Annotated in this window: 15 protein-coding genes and 3 pseudogenes; 1 reads left to right on the top strand and 17 read right to left on the bottom strand. The window is 63.7% G+C overall.

The genetic code is table 11. The features are described from left to right. The first annotated feature begins 12 nt into the window (after positions 1-12). Positions 13-513: a universal stress protein gene (locus tag AB3X98_RS36170; RefSeq protein WP_368604506.1), complete on the top strand. Its 501-nt coding sequence runs from the start codon at positions 13-15 to the stop codon at positions 511-513. A gap of 181 nt (positions 514-694) precedes the next feature. Here AB3X98_RS36170 and AB3X98_RS36165 read toward each other — a convergent pair whose 3' ends face one another. The 17 genes and pseudogenes from AB3X98_RS36165 to AB3X98_RS36085 all read right to left on the bottom strand — a co-directional run bounded on the left by AB3X98_RS36165 (position 695) and on the right by AB3X98_RS36085 (position 18,253). Further along, complete coding sequence (locus AB3X98_RS36165) at positions 695-1,384, bottom strand: CBS domain-containing protein (RefSeq protein WP_368604507.1); 690 nt, start codon at positions 1,382-1,384, stop codon at positions 695-697. Positions 1,385-1,473: 89 nt separating this feature from the next. After that, the gene (locus AB3X98_RS36160; protein ID WP_368604508.1) at positions 1,474-1,782 is read right to left on the bottom strand and encodes a DUF1488 domain-containing protein; all 309 of its coding nucleotides are present in this window, start codon (positions 1,780-1,782) and stop codon (positions 1,474-1,476) included. A 421-nt stretch (positions 1,783-2,203) separates the two neighbouring features. Next, positions 2,204-2,569 (bottom strand): annotated as a pseudogene (locus AB3X98_RS36155) (transposase); the annotation flags it as partial. Between the two features lie 170 nt (positions 2,570-2,739). Then, on the bottom strand, positions 2,740-3,777 hold the full coding sequence (locus AB3X98_RS36150) for a zinc-dependent alcohol dehydrogenase family protein (RefSeq protein WP_368604509.1): 1,038 nt from the start codon (positions 3,775-3,777) through the stop codon (positions 2,740-2,742). 125 nt (positions 3,778-3,902) lie between these two features. Further along, positions 3,903-5,237 (bottom strand): nitrate/sulfonate/bicarbonate ABC transporter ATP-binding protein, encoded by a 1,335-nt coding sequence (locus AB3X98_RS36145; protein ID WP_368604510.1) that lies wholly within the window; start codon positions 5,235-5,237, stop codon positions 3,903-3,905. Between the two features lie 25 nt (positions 5,238-5,262). Beyond that, a complete protein-coding gene (locus AB3X98_RS36140) occupies positions 5,263-7,005 on the bottom strand; it encodes an ABC transporter permease (RefSeq protein WP_368604511.1) in 1,743 nt (580 codons plus the stop codon). Positions 7,006-7,071: 66 nt separating this feature from the next. Continuing rightward, positions 7,072-8,802: a PHA/PHB synthase family protein gene (locus tag AB3X98_RS36135; RefSeq protein WP_368604632.1), complete on the bottom strand. Its 1,731-nt coding sequence runs from the start codon at positions 8,800-8,802 to the stop codon at positions 7,072-7,074. 250 nt (positions 8,803-9,052) lie between these two features. Continuing rightward, positions 9,053-9,895: a potassium channel family protein gene (locus tag AB3X98_RS36130; protein ID WP_368604512.1), complete on the bottom strand. Its 843-nt coding sequence runs from the start codon at positions 9,893-9,895 to the stop codon at positions 9,053-9,055. Between the two features lie 248 nt (positions 9,896-10,143). Then, a pseudogene (locus tag AB3X98_RS36125) lies at positions 10,144-10,767 on the bottom strand (IS110 family transposase); the annotation flags it as partial. A gap of 135 nt (positions 10,768-10,902) precedes the next feature. Further along, positions 10,903-11,413: pseudogene (locus tag AB3X98_RS36120) on the bottom strand (polyphosphate kinase 2); the annotation flags it as partial. 173 nt (positions 11,414-11,586) lie between these two features. Beyond that, positions 11,587-11,754 carry a CBS domain-containing protein gene (locus AB3X98_RS36115; RefSeq protein ID WP_368604513.1) on the bottom strand — a complete coding sequence of 56 codons (168 nt, stop codon included), beginning with the start codon at positions 11,752-11,754 and terminating at the stop codon, positions 11,587-11,589. Further along, positions 11,754-11,978 carry a CBS domain-containing protein gene (locus AB3X98_RS36110; protein ID WP_368604514.1) on the bottom strand — a complete coding sequence of 75 codons (225 nt, stop codon included), beginning with the start codon at positions 11,976-11,978 and terminating at the stop codon, positions 11,754-11,756. Before AB3X98_RS36110 ends, AB3X98_RS36115 begins: the two co-directional genes overlap by 1 nt. Positions 11,979-12,221: 243 nt before the next feature. Then, complete coding sequence (locus AB3X98_RS36105; RefSeq protein ID WP_368604515.1) at positions 12,222-12,872, bottom strand: BON domain-containing protein; 651 nt, start codon at positions 12,870-12,872, stop codon at positions 12,222-12,224. A gap of 50 nt (positions 12,873-12,922) precedes the next feature. After that, on the bottom strand, positions 12,923-13,576 hold the full coding sequence (locus tag AB3X98_RS36100) for an NAD(P)H-dependent oxidoreductase (RefSeq protein ID WP_368604516.1): 654 nt from the start codon (positions 13,574-13,576) through the stop codon (positions 12,923-12,925). A 71-nt stretch (positions 13,577-13,647) separates the two neighbouring features. Beyond that, positions 13,648-13,986: a BON domain-containing protein gene (locus AB3X98_RS36095; protein ID WP_368604517.1), complete on the bottom strand. Its 339-nt coding sequence runs from the start codon at positions 13,984-13,986 to the stop codon at positions 13,648-13,650. Between the two features lie 392 nt (positions 13,987-14,378). Next, entirely contained in the window at positions 14,379-15,149 is a 771-nt protein-coding gene (locus AB3X98_RS36090) for a class II aldolase/adducin family protein (RefSeq protein ID WP_368604518.1), read from the bottom strand. Between the two features lie 1,001 nt (positions 15,150-16,150). Beyond that, a complete protein-coding gene (locus AB3X98_RS36085; protein ID WP_368604519.1) occupies positions 16,151-18,253 on the bottom strand; it encodes an acetate--CoA ligase family protein in 2,103 nt (700 codons plus the stop codon). Positions 18,254-18,255: the final 2 nt, after the last annotated feature.

The following is an 18,255-nucleotide window of genomic DNA, read 5'->3' as shown; positions in this document are numbered from 1 at the left end:
TGGAGCCTCACCATGTACTCACGCATTCTGGTCGCTCTCGACGGCAGTAAGACCGCCTCACACGCTCTCGACGCCGCGATCAGACTGGCGCTCGACACCGGCGCGCAACTGCAGGCGCTCTATGTGGTGGACCTCCCCGTCATCGCATACGACGTGCCGGGCTACGATCCTTCGATCGTGCGCGACGCGTATATCGAAGAGGGGCGCGTGATTCGTGCCGATGCCGATGCGCGTATGACACAACAAGGAGTGAAAGGCTCCTCGCGCTCGGTTGAGGTCGAACTTCCTGCGGAAGACGTTGCGCAGTGCATCCAGCAGGCGGCGACGGACTGGCATGCCGATCTGATCGTCATGGGCACACATGGGCGCCGTGGTGTGCGCCGCCTCATGCTGGGCAGCGTGGCGGAGCGCGTGTTGCGGTGCGCGCGCCGTCCCGTGTTGCTCGTACCTGCGCATGCGGCGGCGTCCGACGAGGAAATGCAGGCGCAGCACAACGCGCGCGTACCGGCTTGAGTGGACGGATAGCCGCGTGTGAGTCGCGTTTGTTCGAAAAAGTTGCTGGGGGCCTTACCGTCTGCGACATCTTCTTAAACTCTCCTCAAGCAAGAAGCGCCACGACGGAGAGGCAGACAAAAAACTGGGCCAGTCGTGCTGCTGGCCCAGCGTTCGCTGTTCCCGGATGCGCACACCGCCCTTACATCGGCGTGAACACGACCGGGTAGCCAAGATGGTCTTCGACACCCTTGACGCCGGGCACACGCTCCGCGGAGACGAGTATCGCCCGGCGCTCTTCCTCTGAGTTCACCGTGCCCCAGAAATGGACGATTCCTTCCTTAACGACGACGCTCTCCGCCGCCGTTGCCCAGCGATGCCCATCCAGCGCGTGCATCACGTTGCGGTGGATGGCATCGTCCGAAGCGAGCATCGCCTGATCGGGTCGCGCGGCGCTCGCCAGCGCGCATATCAGGTTCGCACGACTCACGATCCCCACCAGCTTGCCCTGGTCGAGCACGGGCACACGCTTGATACGAAGGCGCTCCAGCAAATCTGCGATTTCGCTGAGTTGCGTGGAAGGCGAAACCGAAACGACATTGTTCGTCATGATGTCGTTCACTTTCCCCGCGTTTTCCTTCAGGTACTCGCCAGCAAGCTTTTGTGTCGAATGGAGGAATTCCCCAAACCAGCTCCGTTGCGGCTTGCCTGTGCCGGTTTCCACGCGATGCAGCAGATCGCTTTCGCTGAGAATACCGACAACCGCTCCGTCATCGTCAACGACCGGAATGCCACTGATGTGATGTTCGGTGAGCAGCGTTGCCGCCTCGAAAATCGACGCATTGGGGCGCACGGTGACGACGTCCGTCGTCATGATGTCTGATGCTTGCATGATGTCCTCCGTTAAGGGCCAACGCCCCGATGTGATTCAATTTAGAGTTTGCCGGGCTGCGGGTATTGACTTGAATCAAGCGCACGGCCTCACTGCGGACGGGTTTTCACGGCATCGTCCGGATCCCTGTACATGCGGAAGTAGCCGCTGTGGAGCGTGATCGCTTCGGACTGCGTCGCCTCGATCATGCGAGCTGCTGCCCTTTCTATCGCCGCCCGGTGAGCAAGGAACGCGCCGCTCAAATCCGTTTCGCGCAGGGAGGCGGCGCCGAAATGATCTTCGAGCGCCTCGGCCGTGATCGCGCATTTGACGTGCATGTCGCCGGCCGTGGCAGGAAAGGTCAACGCGAGTCGGCTGGCGTCATACTGCGGCGACCGGTCGGAAAAGATGATGTTCATGCGGATGCACTCCTGCGCATGGGCGCTCGTGGACGAGCTAGATCGTGATGTAACCCTGGAAGGACCACGGCAGTTCCATGTGCAATATCTCTGTCGTGGCAGGCGCGCGCGCCATGTACGTGCCAAAAAAGCCGGGGGCGCCGTTGGCCCAAAACACCGGAACGAAGGAGAGCGTGTCGTTGATCGAGACGAGAAATTCGGGGTTGTAGCACGACGGCGCAAAAATCTTCACTGCTTCAAAAAAGACCGCGCCATCCGCGTTGCGTGCCCATTCTGTCGCTTGCGAAGGCGTGGGACTGCGCATCTCATAGCATGCCGGCGACTCGATGGTCTCTTCGCCGTGGGAAATCCGTCCTGCGGGCCGGTAAACCAGCGTTGCTCCCGGATACGGCAGACAGCGCGGCGATTGCGGTATTGGACCGTGCAGATGCAGAATACTCTGTCGCTCCACTGACTTGACCGCGACGAAGCGCATGTTCGGCCGTTGCACAGCTTCACAGATCGCTTCCGCGTCGTTCATGTCATCCTTGTTCGTCTTGACATAGGGTTTGACGAAGTGCGGTGCCATCAGCTTTACCGTATGCCCCATCGTTGCCAGCCTGCGCGCCCAATAATGTGCGCCGCCGCATGCCTCCATACCGATTAGGCAGGGGCACAGACGGGTGAAGAACGGTACCATCTGGGACCGGTTGAGACGTTTGCGTAACACCGTATGTCCGTGAGCATCAACCGCGTGAATCTGGAAGACGTGTTTCGGCAAATCCACGCCGATAGCGGTAATCTCCATTTTGGGTACCTCCACTTCTCAGTTGAACGTCGCACGTCAACTTTGGCATATCTATGCCGTTGGGGTGGGTGGTGCCCATTCCATCTGAACATAGCTCCCGCTTTCGACGAGCCGGCGCACGCGAGGCGCGAGACGCTCTGCAACGGAAATGCCCCGGTTGCCCATGTGAATCACATCTCGATGATGACTTTCAATGCCTGCGTGTCGGCCGCGTGTGAAAACGTCTCGTAGGCCTTGAGCACGTCCTCGAACGCAAAGTGGTGCGTGATCAGCCGACTGGGATCGATGCGTCCGGCACACACGGTCTTGAGCAGCATGGGCGTGCTCACCGTGTCGACGAGACGGGTCGTGATCGCCACGTTGCGGTCCCAAAGCTTGTCGAGGAAAAGCGATGCCGGCACACCATGCACGCCGATGTTCGCAATCACGCCACCCGGCGCCACGATCTGCTGGCACAGTTCGAACGTCGCAGGCACACCGACGGCCTCCATGGCGCAATCCACGCCTACGCCATCCGTGAGCTTCATCACCGCATCCACGGCGTCGCCTGCGCGCGGATCGATGCACGCCGTTGCCCCGAACTTCTTCGTGCATTCCAGGCGGTTGGGGTCCATATCGATCATGATCACCTGCGCGGGTGAATAAAACTGCGCGGTCAGGAGCGCAGCCAGCCCGATCGGCCCCGAGCCGACAATGGCAACCGTGCTGCCGGGTTCGACCCGGCCGTTGAGCACGCCGCATTCGAAGCCCGTCGGCAAGATGTCCGAGAGCATCACGAGCGCGGCCTCGTCGAGGCCGTCGGGAATCCGGTACAGGCTCGTTTGCGCGTGCGGAGTCCGCACGTATTCGGCCTGCGTACCGTCGATGCGATTACCGAGAATCCAGCCGCCCGTCTTGCAGTGCGAATACATGCCGCGCCGGCAGTACTCACACTGCCCGCAGCTCGAGATGCACGAGACGAGCACGTGATCGCCGACTTTCAGCGTCGAGACGCCGCTGCCGACTTCATGGACGACGCCCACCCCTTCGTGGCCGAGAATGCGGCCCGGCTCGCAACTCGGCACGTCGCCCTTGAGAATGTGGAGATCGGTGCCGCAGATCGTCGTCTTCGAGATCTTGACGACGGCGTCGCCAGGTCCCTGCAAGGCGGGCATTGGCCGCGTTTCGAGTGCGAATTTGCCCGGACCGTTGTAGACCAGTGCTTTCATGTTCCCTCCGAGGATGTTCGGAACAACGGCCGGCGTGGCCGTGACGGTATCAACACCTGTCTCATGATGAGCGGCGGTAAGGCCGTAAGTTTGACATCGATCAAGTACCTGCCAGGCTGGCAGATTCAATCGCCAAATGTGCGCGAGTGATCGTCGTAGCTGAACAATCCTGCATACCGACCCCAGTCGATCGCGCTGCGCAGGGTCGTCTCGGCATCGGCGCGATGCAGGTGGTCCTCCAGTTCCAGTTCGAAACGCGCACGCGGCGCGCGGTGCCCTTCGCGTTCGTCAAGGACCTCGCGGATGTGGGCGATGAGCGGCACGAACTGCACCACGTGTTCGCGAAAAAGCTTTTTGCGCTCGCTGTCGTCGGCGTGGGCAAACATGCGTCCAGCCGCAGTGAGCTTGATCGTGCGCTCCTGCAGCTCCGCGAATGCCAGCAGGTGCAGCGCCGCAGCCACGGGAAAGAGCTCATCGGGCTTGAGCATCAGCGCCGCGGCCATTGAGGCCAGTTCTGTGTGGCCGTCGTGCGTGGCCGCCGCGAGCGCGTCGAGGAATCCGACAAGGCGATGGCTCGAAACCGCTGGCAGTCGCAGCCCAAACGCGCCGCGCACAGTACCCGAGCCGTTGGCGGACTCCGCGAGGCGAGCGGTCAGGATTCCGTACAGCGTGTCGACGATGGCGCGAAAAGCCGGGTCAAGCCGGTTGCGCGGGCGCGACAGCGGCACGTTCAGCGTCGCCTCGATATGGCCGGGATGGCCGCCCAGCACGTGGATGCGGTCGCACATCAGCACCGCTTCCTCGATGTTGTGCGTGACCATGAGCACCGCCTCGATCGGTGTTTGCCGCTGGGTCCACAGGTCGAGAAAGTCACTGCGCAGCGTTTCGGCGGTGAGCACGTCGAGCGCCGAAAACGGCTCGTCCATCAGCAGCAGTTTCGGCTCGCTCACCAGCGCCCGCGCAAAACCCACACGCTGGCGCATGCCGCCTGAAAGTTCGCGCGGAAACGCGGATTCGAAGCCGTCGAGCCCGATCATCTCGATAGCGGACATCGCGCGCTCGCGCACCACGCCAGGCGCGAGTCCCGATGCGTCGAGCCCCAGCTCGACGTTGGCTAGCACCGTGAGCCACGGGTAGAGCGCAAAGGTCTGGAACACCACGGCGATACCCTCTGCGGGACCCGCGAGCGTCGTGCGTCGGTACAGCACGCGGCCCGACGTCGGCCGCGCGAGGCCGGCTGCTACGCGCAAGAGCGTCGACTTGCCCGATCCCGAGCGCCCGAGCAGACCGAGGATTTCGCCTTCGCGCAGCGTCACGTCGATATCCACAAGTACCGGCAGCGGCTCGCCGGAGGGCCGCGCGAACGCCATGCCCACGTGGTCGAGTTCAAGCACCGGCGCAGCGGGGTCACCATGCAGCGCGTCATCAAGTGCCAGCGCGGAGCGGGCGGCGTCGGGCATTGGGGCAATTTCCATAGCGATGGGTTCAGGCAAGCCGCGTACGGCGTTCGGCAAATGCGTAGAGAGGCCGCCAGATCAAACGGTTGGCGGCGACGACCATGATCGACATAACGGCGATGCCGAGGGCGATGCGCGGGTAGTCTCCCCTTGCAGTCATCTGCGCGATATAGGCGCCGAGGCCGCCTGCGCTCAGGCTGGTCGTGCCCCAGCTGACGGTTTCGGCCACGATGCTCGCGTTCCACGCACCGCCGCTCGCCGTGAGCGCGCCCGTCACGTAATACGGGAAGATGCCGGGCAGCAGCACTTGCAGCCACCGCACACGCCGCCGCAGCCGCAGGCTCCTCGCCGCCTCGCGCAAATCGCTCGGCAAGGCGGTAGCGCCGGCTATCACGTTAAAGAGGATGTACCACTGGGTGCCGAGGATCATCAGCGGGCACAACCAGATCTCCGGGGCGAGCCTGAAGCGCACGATGCAGAACGCGACGACGGGGAACAGCAGATTGGCGGGGAAGGCGGCCAGAAATTGCGCGGCCGGCTGGACCCAGGCCGCGAGCATCGGGCGAAGCCCCACCGCCACGCCCACCGGAACCCAGATCACGGAGGCGAGCGCTATGAGTACCGCGACTCGCAGCAACGTGAGCAAGCCGTTGCGTGCTGCATCGACCACGTCGGCCCATCCGAGAGCCGGCGCAGCGAAGCGCAGCACGGCGATGGCCGCAGCGGTTACGGCCGCAGCGCACAGTACGAACCAGAGCGCTTCGCCGGCGCGTCGCGAAAACGGCCCGTTCGCCAGTGCGAAGCCGCGCCAACCTGCTCCGGGCGAGAGCCGCAAACGCGCGGCGCGCGCGAGTGCCGCGCCAGCCGGGCGGCACGCGTGCCGCATCCACGGTGAGCGATGAAAGAGGTCGAGCAGCCAGCTGCGCGGGCAAGCCTGCGCCGCGATATCGCCATAACGAAACCGGTCGGCCCACGCCACCAGCGGGCGAAACAGCAACTGGTCGTAAAGCATGATCGCGAGACTCATGGCGAGTATCGCCCAGTCCACCGCCGCGAGATCGCGCTTCATGATCGCCTGCGCCACCCACGACCCCACGCCGGGGAGTGCCACCTGCACGTCGCCCACGGAGATGGCCTCCGAAGCCACCACGAAGAACCAGCCGCCCGACATCGACATCATCGCGTTCCATACGAGCCCCGGCATCGCGAACGGCACTTCGAGCCGCCAGAACCGTTGCCATCCGGACAGACGGAAGCTGCGGCTCGCCTCGTCCAGATCGGAGGGCACGGTGCGCAGCGCCTGATAGAAGCTGAACGCCATGTTCCACGCCTGGCTCGTGAAAATAGCGAAAATCGAGGCCAGTTCGGCGCCCAGCACGTTGCCCGGAAAGAGCGACATGAAGAACACCACCGTGAACGACAGGTAGCCGAGTATCGGCACCGACTGCAGCACGTCGAGAAGCGGGATGAGGATGCGCTCCGCCCGGCGGCTCCTTGCCGCGAGCGTCGCGTATGTGAACGTAAAGATGAACGAAGCGACGAGTGCGATCAGCATGCGCAGCACGGTGCGCAGCGTATAGCCCGGCAGCGCCGCGGGCGAGAGCGAGATGGCCGCTCCGTGGCCGCCCGTCAGCGGGCCGGTCATCTGGCGCGCGCCCTCGCCCAGCAACACGATCGTGCCGAACACCAGCACCACGGCCGCAACGTCGCGCCAGCCTGGCATGCGCGGGTACCAGCGCATTCCTCTCAATACTTCGGCATGGTGTTCCATGGCATTACCTGCCCACCCGGCTGCGTTTGACCTCGAACCACCTGCCCGCTGGCTGGCTGCGCGCGTTCATTTTTCGAGCACGTATTCACCGGGCGCCGGCCCGAGACCGGCCTCCGGCGTGCGCGCCGGCACCTCGCCCGTCGAGTGCTCGTGCAGCCAGTCGCACCAGCAGGTCCACCACGAACCGTGGATCACGGGTGTGTCGCTCACGTACTCATGGCGGCTGCGGTACGGCGCATCGGGTTCGCGTGTTGCGCACCGGAAGTAACGCCCTGGGTGGCCCGGCTCGGACACGATGCCAGCGTTGTGGCCGCCCGCCGTGAGTACGAACGTGAGCGCGTTGTGCGTGAGCAGATGCAGCTTGTAGACCGAACGCCACGGCGAAACATGATCGCGCTCGGTCCCGACGACGAACATCGGCGCTTCGATGTCCGAGAGTGCGATGGGCTGTCCGTCCACGCAATAGCGCCCCGCCGCGAGATCGTTGTCGAGAAATAGATGCGTGAGATATTCGCTGTGCATGCGGTACGGCATGCGCGTCGTGTCGGCGTTCCACGACATGAGGTCGTTCGGCTTCGTGCGCCGGCCCAGCAGATACTCGCTCATCATGCGGGACCAGATCAGATCGCGCGCGTTGAGCAACTGGAACGCCGCTGACATCTGCGCGCCGTCCAGATAGCCCTGCCGCCACATCAGCGCGTCGAGCGCGGCGAGTTCGCTTGCGTCGATGAACAAGCCAAGCTCGCCCGGCTCGCTGAAATCGGTGAGCGCGGCCAGCAACGTGACGGAGCACAGCATGTCGCGCCGCCCGTCGCGTGCAAGCGCCGCCGCGCCGATCGCGAGCAGCGTGCCGCCGAGGCAGTACCCGACCGCGTGGATTGCCTCGCCGCATCGGGTGCGAACTGATTCGAGCGCCGCCAGGAACCCGTCGCGCAGGTAGTCGTCGAGGCCGAGATCGCGCGCTTCCGGGCTTGGGTTGCGCCACGAGATGGCGAACACCGTGTAGCCCTGTTCGACCAGAAACCGTATCAGCGAGTCGTGCGGTTGCAGGTCGAGGATATAGTACTTCATGATCCACGACGGCACGATCAGGATCGGCTCGCGCGTAACATCCGGCGTCGTGGGCGCGTATTGCAGCAGTTCGCACAACTCGTTGCGCCAGACGACGCGACCTGGCGTCACCGCGACGTCTCGCCCTGGAGTCCAGGGCTGCGCCACGCGTGCTCGCGCGCCTCGCAGCGTGTCGACCGTGGCGTTCGCGTCGTCAAGCCAGTTGCGCATGCCCGCAGTGAGGCTGGCGCCACCGCTGCGCACCGTGGCCTGCAACACCTCTGGATTGGTCGCGATGAAATTGCCTGGCGAACACGCGTCGAGCCACTGGCGCGCGGCGAAGCCGACCAACTCCTCGTGGTGCCGCTCGACGCCCGGAACCCCGCGCGTCGCTTCGCGCCACCAGCGCTCGATCGCCAGAAACGCGTCACGGTACATCCGGAATGGCCAGTTCGACCATGCGGTGGACGCGAAACGAGGGTCGGCAAGTCCGGCGTACACCGTCATCCCGCCCTCCTGCGCTTCGTCACCAGTGGGGCGCAATCGCGATGGAAAAGTTGCTGCAAGCCAGCCGTGTATAGCAAGTTCGAAGCATTTTCCCGGTGAGACTGCGAGGTGCCCCGCCCAGTCGAACGCCGAAAGCATGAGCGCGAGCGGCGAAAGGCCGAATGTCGCTGCGGCCAGACTTGCATGGGCTGCACGGTTCCACTGATCGGCGGGCGAGTCGTCCGGCTGACTGCACTCCATGGCACGCGCAGGCACCCGGTGGATTGACCGGCTCGCGTGAAAGGGGTCGGCGTCGCTAACAGCGGAATCGGTCATGGTGGGGGCGCTCTTCGTTTGTCGGGCCGTCCGTGCGCGGTATGGCCCGCCGGCGGCGTCAACCGCACTACTGTGCGTTGGCTGGTGAGGGGGGCGATTGATCTGAATCAACCATGCGAGCCGGCCTGGCGGGACGAGGAAGGACCGATGCGGTGGCACGCCACGCCTCGCGCGATCAACCGGCTCCGATCTGTCGGGCCGCGTTGTCTCCTCGTTGCGGACCGCTGCGGCTCGGCGCGAGCGTATCTCGCAGCCCTTCCAGCTCGCGATGCAGCGACACAATTTCCGCATGCAGGGTCTTGATATCCCGATGCATCTCGCGCCTGAGGCGCCGCTCTTCCTTGCCGATCAGCCACGCGGCAATGCCGGCAAATGCCAGCGAAAGCATGCCGTAGCCGAGCAGCACGACGAACACGGCAAATACACGTGAGGCGGGCGTCGTAGGCGCGATGTCGCCATAGCCTACTGTGGCGCTGCTTTCGAATGCGAGCCACAGTCCTTCGGCGTAGCTGTGCACCCGCGGCTCCAGCGCGTAAAATCCCGCACCACCAAGTAACAGAACGATCCCGCCTGCGAGCGGGAGCAGCGCGAGCCGGTTGAGTTCGAAATACGAACTCAGGGCAACGACGATACGCAGCGCAATCATCGCCATGAACGCGAGTCTGAGCACCCATTCGATCGAAGACCAGGGGTTCGCTCCGCCCATCATGCTGACGAGCGCGCCACAAGCGATCGCCACATCGAACGCATTGCGATCCAGAAACCGTGCTGGTTTGCGGCTCGACCATGCGGTTCGCGCAACGGCGGCCGCGCACGCCACCGCCATGGCGCCGTAGAGTACGCGTGCGGTCAGGAGCATCGAACTCGACGTTGCGAGCAGTTCGACATAGAAAGCCGGAATGGCAATCAGGCAGCCCGCAAGCAAAACCCAACGGGCGTGCGACCACGCGCGCTGTGCAGCGGGGCCGTCATGTGAATCGACGCCCGCGAGCCCTGCCTTGTGCCAGCCGACACTCATTTGCCGTCTCCCTCTTTATGCAAGTCGCGGCGGCGTGGAGGTCGCGTTTGCGGTTCAGGCGGGATTTCATCGCAGGTCACGTCGGGAACTCCGTGCACGGAAATACGCTCAGCGTCTCACCGTTGCCGGACCTGGCTGTGACCTGGATCAAGACGGCTCAGAACCGCTCCTCAACGAAGCGGAACGGGTAGTCCCGCTCCTTGTGCCCCGCGCCTTGTCCCGTTCGGGCAGTTTCACCGTGGCGCGCGGCTGTTACGAAAGGCGGTAGCGAGCCGCCTCTCAAGCATGGTGATTTCCTTGTCGGTGGCCTGAACGCGATTCCATTGCTCACGCAGGCTGTCGATCAGGATCCCTGGCAGACGTTCAGCGACCCCTGCAAGCGTGGCAGGGAATGCTTTGGCGAAGGCCCGATAACTCTCGGGCAGTGTTTCGCCGAACTCGTATAACAGGCCGCGCAACGCGTTGGTTTGCATGATGCGGAACTTCATGAGCTGGGCACGCATCCGATGTATCGCCAGGATGGCTTGCTGATCTTCACTCTTGATAGCAGCAAAGCGCGCATCCGGCTGCTGCGCCGCTGTGCAGATGGCTCGGGCATCGGCCGCGTCGGTCTTGTTACGCAACACAAACGGCCGCACCGACCGCGCGGAGATGAGCCTCGCATCATGACCGAGCTGCTGCAACCGTCTCGCCCAGTCGTGTGCGCTGCCACAGGCTTCCATCACAACAACCGAAGGTGCGCGCCTGGCGAAGAACTCGAGAACCTGTGCACGCTTTAGCTTGAGTCTTTCGATCTGGCCGCTCTGCGGGTCGAGTGCATGAAGCTGGAATACCTGCTTGGCAATGTCCATTCCGATGAGGGTGGGTTTCATTTCCGGTTCTCCTTGACGCGCGGTTGACGAGCACCCTTACTTTGGCATACGCAGACCGACGCGTGCCAAGTCTCCCGCGCCCGGTCCGTCACTTCCACGACGGCCCGTTTCCGGGGGGAGGCGTCCATACCATCTGCTTAACAAGTCGTTGATTACGTTGAGCCTCGCGGCTTCTTGTTATTCGAATTCACGACGAACCATCGCGAGAATTCGGTGTCGGTTGCGACGAACATGTCATCGCGCGCTCTCGAGTAGTCATACCAGCGGTGATAGGACTCAAGATCCATCGGGGAAAGCTTCCACGTCTTGCGCGCGTCGTGAATGCGCGCCTCCAGACGCCGCGTCTGTTCCTCCTGGCTCACCTCGAGCCAATACTTAAGCAGAATCACGCCTGAGTCGATGACTGCCTTTTCGACGAGCGGCACGTCTTTCAGGAACGACCTGACCTGGTCGTCCGTACAGAATCCCATGACCCGTTCGACGCCCGCGCGGTTGTACCAGCTGCGAATATCGCCACTTCGCCCGCGGGCGGCAGATGAGGCAGATAGCGCTGTACGTACATTTGCGACTTCTCGCGCTCCGTAGGAGCCGGCAGCGCGATCACCCGAAAGATGCGCGGACTCACTCGTTCGGTGATCGCCTTGATGACCAGGACGCAATCGAAACGCTGCGCGCGCATACCAGGCTCCCGGGCGCGGTTCATCTGGCCGCTGCCTCACGCTCGCGCGCGCCGAGTGCGTCCTTGATCGTCAGCACGAAGCGGGAAACCTTCTCGACCGCCGCGTCGGCACGCATGTCTCGCGCGGCAATCGCACAAGTTCAGATCGGCGCACGCCGTGCGAGCTGCAGATCGTCGAGCGAAACGACGCCGATCAAGCCGCCGTCTTCGCCGGTCACGGGCAACCGGCGCACACCATGCAGGCGCATGCGCTTTGCGAGCAGCCAGATATCGTCGGCGCCATCTGCGACCAACGCGGGTGTCGACATCACGTCGCCGGCTGTACAGCTCGCCCGCCTTCGTGCGGGCTCACCACGGCCAGCACGATGTCCCGATCGGTCAGCACGCCGAGGGGCACGCGCACGCCCATTTTGTCTTGCACCACCACCAGATCTCCGGCGTCCAGCGCGCGCATTCTCGCCCCGGCTTCGACGATGGATGTTTGCGGGTTGCAGGTGGCGACTTCGCGTGTACAAAGCGTGGCAGCGTTCATTGCACATCCTTCCTTACGGCGAGCAATTGTTCGCACGAGCCAACGTGGCTCCCCTCTTCACACGCGAGTGCGAACGGGACGCCCGCGCTCCCGGCATGCTGGGGCAAGAGGTCCGCCACCAGCGCGTCACCGAACCGGTGGACAGCGAGACCGCCTGCGCAGACGATGGCCGAGGCTGTCACGATGCCGAACGCAAGGCGTTCAAACCGGCGGAAGAAGTGATGCATGGCGGTGGCCCCTGGTTCATTCGACGCTCAGAAGGTTGACGATCGTGTGTACGCCCGGCGTCGCCTTGGCCGCGCCGTAGACGAGCTTGCGCTCGGCATGCGAAGCGACCTTTCCGGTCAGGATGACCGTGTCCCCCTCGATCTTGATGTCCACGTGCTTCGCTTCCCGCTCGCCGTGGCGCCCGATCGCGGCGCGAATTCCGCGTGCGATGTCTTCGGCCGAGGTCGCGCCGCGAATGCGGATCTTGTTGTTCACGCCCGTCACACCGAGCAAATGCGCGATTGCTTGCTGCGCGGCGTGGCTCTGATACCCCCAATCGCACTCGCCGAGCAGCGTGACACAGCCCTTCTCGACCTCGACCTGTACGTCCTGGCTGTTGACGCCGACGGTCCATTCAAGAATCGCGCGCGCCGTATTCGCAATGTCTTCGTCGCTGCGCAAATCGTGCAGCGCCAGACGCACCTCCATCTCCACGACGATCCCGCGCACGCCAGCCACCCGGGCGGTCGCCCTCTGCACAGCGACCTTGGCCGCATAGCTCGCCGGATGCCCCGACAGCGTTACTACGCCGTTCGACACCTCAACGCCGATTGTCGCCGGCTGGATCGACCGGTCGCATGCGACCTCGGCCTCTACGTCACGCTTGAGTTCCAAATCCGATTTCATTGCAGTCCACTCCTCATTTCGCCCCGTTGCCGTTTCGTTTCAGCCAGGCTTCACGCCGCCGGTACCGAAGCGAAATGTCCGCGAACGAATTCACGCACCCGCGCGAGGTTGGCGGAGGCCGTAGCGGGTGGCATTGCCGGGCCGACTTCGTCGAAATGCAGGTGCCCGATCACATCGAAACCGGATGCGCGGAAAACGTGCGTGTCCTGCAGCAGCTGCATCGCTTGCCACCGGCCGTCCTGCACAAACGACGCCAGTGGAGCGGCCGAGATCGTCACCACGACAGCGCGGCGCCCCGACAGCAAGCCGTGCACGCCGTCCGGTTGGGTCTCGTACGCGAAGCCCCGGCTGAACACGCGGTCGATATATCCCTTCATCATCGCCGGCATCGCCATCCACCACAGGGGATAGACGACCGTCACGACGTCCGCGGCAAGCACGTCTTTCTGCGCGATCACGACGTCGGCCATGCGAACGTGCACGTCGCTTCCCTCGGTCAATTCATCGGCGGACAGCACGGGATTGAACCCCAGGCGGTACAGGTCATGAATACGCACGTCATGGCCCATGCGAACCAGTTCCCCCAGATAAGCACACGTGACGCTCATCGTGAAGCTGTCTTCCAATGGATGCGCGGTCACGATCAGATGTTTCTGCATGGCGGTGGCTCCTTTTAAAAAAAACCGCTGCACGAACAGGTTCACCGTGCGCGCGCCAGCCGCTATCCGATTGACACACGTCAATCATGCGAGGATCGTCCTGCCCGTTCCCCGGTTTACTCGACGACCAGCTCGTCCACGACGCGGCGCACGCCACACGTCGCCCAGGCGGCGCCGCATGCCGCACGCCAGTCACGCAACGACGACACCTTGCCGCTCAGCGTCACTACGCCATCCTGGACCGTGACATGAATGCCCGCGAACTCCCGCTGTGCGCGGCGCGCCAGAGCCGCCGAAATATGCTCGGCAACGTGAGCCACGGCGTCGCTGTTGCGCACGGCAATCCGGTTGACCACGCCCATCACACCGTGCATGCGGCTCACCACTTTCTCTGCCAGATTGCGTTGGTTGCCCCATTCCACGTCGCCAACGAGCGTGACGCAGCCGCGCTCCACCTCGACGTGAACCTGGTCCCGGCGAGACCCGCCTGCCAGCGCAGTGCAGCCATGATGGCTTCGGCAAGATCGACATCCGAATGCTGAAGCCTGGGCGGCAGGGAAACCGTAAGGTCAATGACGACTGCCCGGCATCCGGCCACACGCTCGACAGCGCGCTGGACGGCCATTTTTTTTGGTTCGTCGCGAAATCTCAGGAAGCGCGATTGTGGAGGCCCGAATGCGGCCCAGGAACGGGCGGTGATAGTGTTCGGTGCGACGACTTCTTGCGGGCCGTGACCAGCCGTTCGCCCGCGGATTCGGCAGACTGAAGAAACGCACGCCGCTAGAAGATCAAGCGCGAGTGGCCTGGGTTTCGTAGCACTCGGCTCCCGATTTGTCCGCCCCCGACGTTACTGGACCAGGTCCGGGTCACTCAGGATGATGTCGTCCCACAGTGTTTGAAACGACAGCCAACCGAACTGCGGTGAACCAAGCACCGAAGCCAGCCATCTCGCGTCATCGGGGGCCCACAATGACGGCTCCCCGCAAGCCTGCGCAATCAGTTGCGCTTCGCAGCAACGGTTCATCAACACGAACCACCACGCCGCCTCATCTACGGTCTGTCCGGTTGTAAAAATGCCGTGGCCCCCGTGGATCGCCACCAGTTTGTCGCCAAAACCTTTGGCAAAGCGTGCCGCCGCAGTTGGGTCGCGCACGACACGGGGTTCGAGGATTAATGCCTGCTGTTCGAAGAATACGCACGCGTCCTGTGTGATCGGATCGAGCAGCCGCTCGAATGCGGCCCACGTCGAGGCATGCAGAGCGTGCGCGTGGCACATCGCCGATACGTCGGGTCGCGCCTGATGGACGGCCGTGTGCAGCAGCAGCCCGACTGGGTTCACCATCCCGGCGCCATGTACGATCTGACCTTCGTGATTAACCTGCACCAAATGCGAGACGCGGACTTGGTGCAAGGGGATGCCGACTGGGTTAACCCAATAACGATCCGGCACTTCGGGATCGCGCACGGTGATGTGGCCGAGCAGGCCTTCGGAGTAGCCACGCCGTCCTAAGATGCGGCAGGTTGCAGCTAGCCGCTGCAACACGTGCACTCGCTCTGCGTCTGTACTCTCGAACACCGGCCGCGAGCGGCTTGCAAAGTTCTGGACACCAATCTGCATGCCTCCCACCTCCCTGATGTTTGTCAACGGCGCTAGCTCGGACCGGCGAGGTTGGTGACGACGTCATTGCTACCGTGAGCGCGGTTCAAGGCACAAATGCGCAGACGGTCCATTGCTATTGCAAAGCCCCTGGTCTGCGCCTTCTTCGCGTTTGCCGATCATCAGTTACTTTAGAAAGAAGGCAGAGAAAAAGATAGGTGACGGTGGTAACGAGGGGCGTACAACCATGACCGAAGCGAGGACGGTTACTGTCTGGTCGTCGCTCAACGCGGGGTAGGCGGCCACCACGGTGCAGACGGGCCTGCAATCATTTGCTCTGCACTGCTGCGGAGAAACCGCAGCTGCTGCTTGTTATTTTGAACGGCGACATCCAGTGTCATGGCCTGCAGTTCGAGGCGATGCAAGCGCTGATCGAGTTCCCGCGCGCGGACAAGGAAGTATTGATGTAAGAATTAGCCTGACTGCGAAAACTGCGACGAAACACAGAACGACGGTCAGACGGGGACGCAAACTGGCGCGGGACCAAATGTACGTCACAAGCCTGTCCGCCGGGGCGTTCGGGGGCATCCCTGTTCTCCTGTGCGCGCGGTCGTGGTCGAACCCGGGAATTCAGTGTACATCCACTCGCTGCCCGCTGGCCGCTGCCCGACACGATGACCGAGGCGTCGCGGGCGGAAATCAGTCGGAAAGCGGACTGATTTTTTGGAATGCTGTAGGTCTCTTCAGGGTCCGTTTCCGGAAGCTCGTGCCACGCGACTATCAGCGGTCACCGCGTGGTTAGCGAACTTCCGGGTTCGGCCATGACCCGACATTCACTCATATCATTGGACACTCAGGGGGCGGCTCTCCGCCCAAAGGGGGCATTGGCCGAGCGAAATCTACATCGTTAGATCCCGATGTAAGCTGGCCGGCAGGCGCGAAACGCTGCGCTCGCACGCGATTTGGTAAACAGCGACGAAGCAGTAGCCCCGCTCACCTCGCCGTCCGGTGAACCAATACGGTCAAGCGTCGTTTCTGATCACCGCGACTCCATCGGCCGCCCTGACACCCTCCCCCTGAGGCAGCACGAAGATCGGATTGATTTCGGCCTCCACGAGACGTGAACCGAGCTGGGTAGCCATCCATGAGAACGTGACGATCGCCGACGCCAGCGCGTCGATGTCCGCGCGCGGCCGTCCCCGGAAGCCATCGAGCAAAGGAAACGTCTTGAGCTCGCGGATCAATGCCAACGCATCTTCGCGCGACAGGCCACATTGCGGATCGATCAGGCGCATCGCCGTATCGTTTATCAGCTCGGCCGTTACTCCGCCCATGCCGAGCAGCACTGCGGTACCGAGCGGATCGCGGTGGAGGCCCAGAATCAGCTCGACGCCGCCGTTTACCATCTCCTGGACGAGGAAAGCCTGCACCAACGTGCCGGTCGCCGTCTCCACGTCGTCACGCATCCGGTTTAGACGCGCGCCGACGGCATCGACCGGCACCCCCACTGCGACGCCACCGACATCACTCTTGTGCGTGATCGTGTTCGAGAGCAGCTTCAGCACGACCTTGTCCCCGAGCGTGCGTGCGGCGTCTTCTGCCTCCTTCGCGCTCGCCACCTCGACCTCTCTGACCGAAGGCACGCCAAACCGCGCGAACAGCGCTTTCGCCTGGGCCTCGTTGAGGGAGCCCGCCGCAAGCTCACTGACGTCGAACTCGACACGCGCAGGCAGGTTCGCCTGCGAACGGTCCCGCCGCAACGTTTCGCCGTACTGCCAGATCGCCGCAAGCGCGCTCGTCGCGCTCTCCGGGCTCGTGAACGCCGGAACGCCCTCGCTGTTCAGCGAGCGGGTGATCGCAGGCGCGTGCGGGCTCACGAAGGCCACCACGGGCTTGCTCGTTCCGGGCAGCGAGTCGCGAATCGCCCCGACCATCAAGTCGGGCATGGCCAGGCTGGACGACCCGACGATGATCGCCACCGCGTCATAGCTCGGGCTATCGAGCAGCGCACGGATCGCCCCGCGCAGCAGCTCCGGCTGCAAGCCCGCCAGCGTGACGTCGATCGGGTTGCGGTCGAGCACCGCGTGATCGCCCGTTTGCAAGGCTCGCAAACGCGCCGCGGTCGCCTCATCGGGCGCGGGCGTTTCGAAGCCGGCCACGCCCAGACTGTCGGCGACGAGGGTGCCGGCGCCTCCCGTCGAGGTCAGGATGGCCACGCGCTTGCCTTCAGGGCGCCGGCCGCTAGAGAGCGCGTTGGGAATGTCGAGCAGGTCCGCGAACGTGGCTGCCCGGATCACGCGGGTCTGCCGGAACAGCGCGTCGTACATCCTGTCGGAGCCTGCGAGCGCGCCCGTATGCGAGACGGCCGAACGAGCGCCGGACTCGGACCGCCCGATCTTGAACACGACGACCGGCTTGCCCGCTTGCGCTGCGCGCAATGCTGCGGCACGGAACCGCTCGGGATGACGAACGGCCTCCATGTAGAGCGCAATGACGGCCGTGGCGTCGTCATCGACGAGGTAGTCGACGAAGTCGGCCATGTCGAGGTCGGCTTCGTTGCTCGTCGAGACCAACTTCGAGAGTCCGATGCCGCTTGCCGCGGCACGCGAAAGCAGCGCGCCGAGGATCCCGCCGCTTTGCGATACCACGCCGATGCTGCCCGCGCTGAACGCATCGGTTTCCAGCGCGCCGCTCGCCGACAGCGTGATGCGGTCGGTCAGGTTGACGAGACCGATCGTGTTGGGCCCGAGCAGGCGCATCGAGCCGGCCGCGTCGAGCAGTTGAGCCTGGCGCTCTGCGCCTTTCGCACCGGTCTCCGCGTAGCCGCTCGCGAGCACGATTGCCGCGCGGGTGCCGCGATTCGCCAGTTCTCTGACTGCCACGTGCGCGCGCTCTGCGCCGAGCAGGACGATGCCGACGTCCGGCGCAGCGGGCAGCGACGCGACATCGGGGTAGCAGGTCAGCCCGTCGATCGAGTCACAGCGCGGATTGACCGGATAGACGGTGCCCGTGAATCCATGTTTCTTCAGATAGGCAACGGGACGTCCCGAGGTTTTCGACGGATCGGCCGACGCGCCGATGACGGCAACGCTTTCCGGGCGCATCAGATGGGCAATCGCATTCATGT

The sequence above is a fragment of the Paraburkholderia sp. BR14312 genome, assembly GCF_040948675.1.
In the GTDB taxonomy this organism is placed as follows: domain Bacteria; phylum Pseudomonadota; class Gammaproteobacteria; order Burkholderiales; family Burkholderiaceae; genus Paraburkholderia; species Paraburkholderia nodosa_A.
This window is presented reverse-complemented; position numbering and strand designations above follow the sequence as displayed.

Bases quoted from the DNA above. Each gene is read 5' to 3' on its own strand.
- AB3X98_RS36135 (WP_368604632.1), bottom strand. From the start codon at position 8,802: ATGGAGTGCAGTCAGCCGGACGACTCGCCCGCCGATCAGTGGAACCGT.
- AB3X98_RS36160 (WP_368604508.1), bottom strand. From the start codon at position 1,782: ATGAACATCATCTTTTCCGACCGGTCGCCGCAGTATGACGCCAGCCGA.
- AB3X98_RS36130 (WP_368604512.1), bottom strand. From the start codon at position 9,895: ATGAGTGTCGGCTGGCACAAGGCAGGGCTCGCGGGCGTCGATTCACAT.
- AB3X98_RS36170 (WP_368604506.1), top strand. From the start codon at position 13: ATGTACTCACGCATTCTGGTCGCTCTCGACGGCAGTAAGACCGCCTCA.
- AB3X98_RS36090 (WP_368604518.1), bottom strand. From the start codon at position 15,149: ATGCAGATTGGTGTCCAGAACTTTGCAAGCCGCTCGCGGCCGGTGTTC.
- AB3X98_RS36085 (WP_368604519.1), bottom strand. From the start codon at position 18,253: ATGAATGCGATTGCCCATCTGATGCGCCCGGAAAGCGTTGCCGTCATC.
- AB3X98_RS36110 (WP_368604514.1), bottom strand. From the start codon at position 11,978: ATGAACGCTGCCACGCTTTGTACACGCGAAGTCGCCACCTGCAACCCG.
- AB3X98_RS36140 (WP_368604511.1), bottom strand. From the start codon at position 7,005: ATGGAACACCATGCCGAAGTATTGAGAGGAATGCGCTGGTACCCGCGC.
- AB3X98_RS36115 (WP_368604513.1), bottom strand. From the start codon at position 11,754: ATGTCGACACCCGCGTTGGTCGCAGATGGCGCCGACGATATCTGGCTG.
- AB3X98_RS36150 (WP_368604509.1), bottom strand. From the start codon at position 3,777: ATGAAAGCACTGGTCTACAACGGTCCGGGCAAATTCGCACTCGAAACG.
- AB3X98_RS36105 (WP_368604515.1), bottom strand. From the start codon at position 12,872: ATGAAATCGGATTTGGAACTCAAGCGTGACGTAGAGGCCGAGGTCGCA.
- AB3X98_RS36165 (WP_368604507.1), bottom strand. From the start codon at position 1,384: ATGCAAGCATCAGACATCATGACGACGGACGTCGTCACCGTGCGCCCC.
- AB3X98_RS36145 (WP_368604510.1), bottom strand. From the start codon at position 5,237: ATGCCCGACGCCGCCCGCTCCGCGCTGGCACTTGATGACGCGCTGCAT.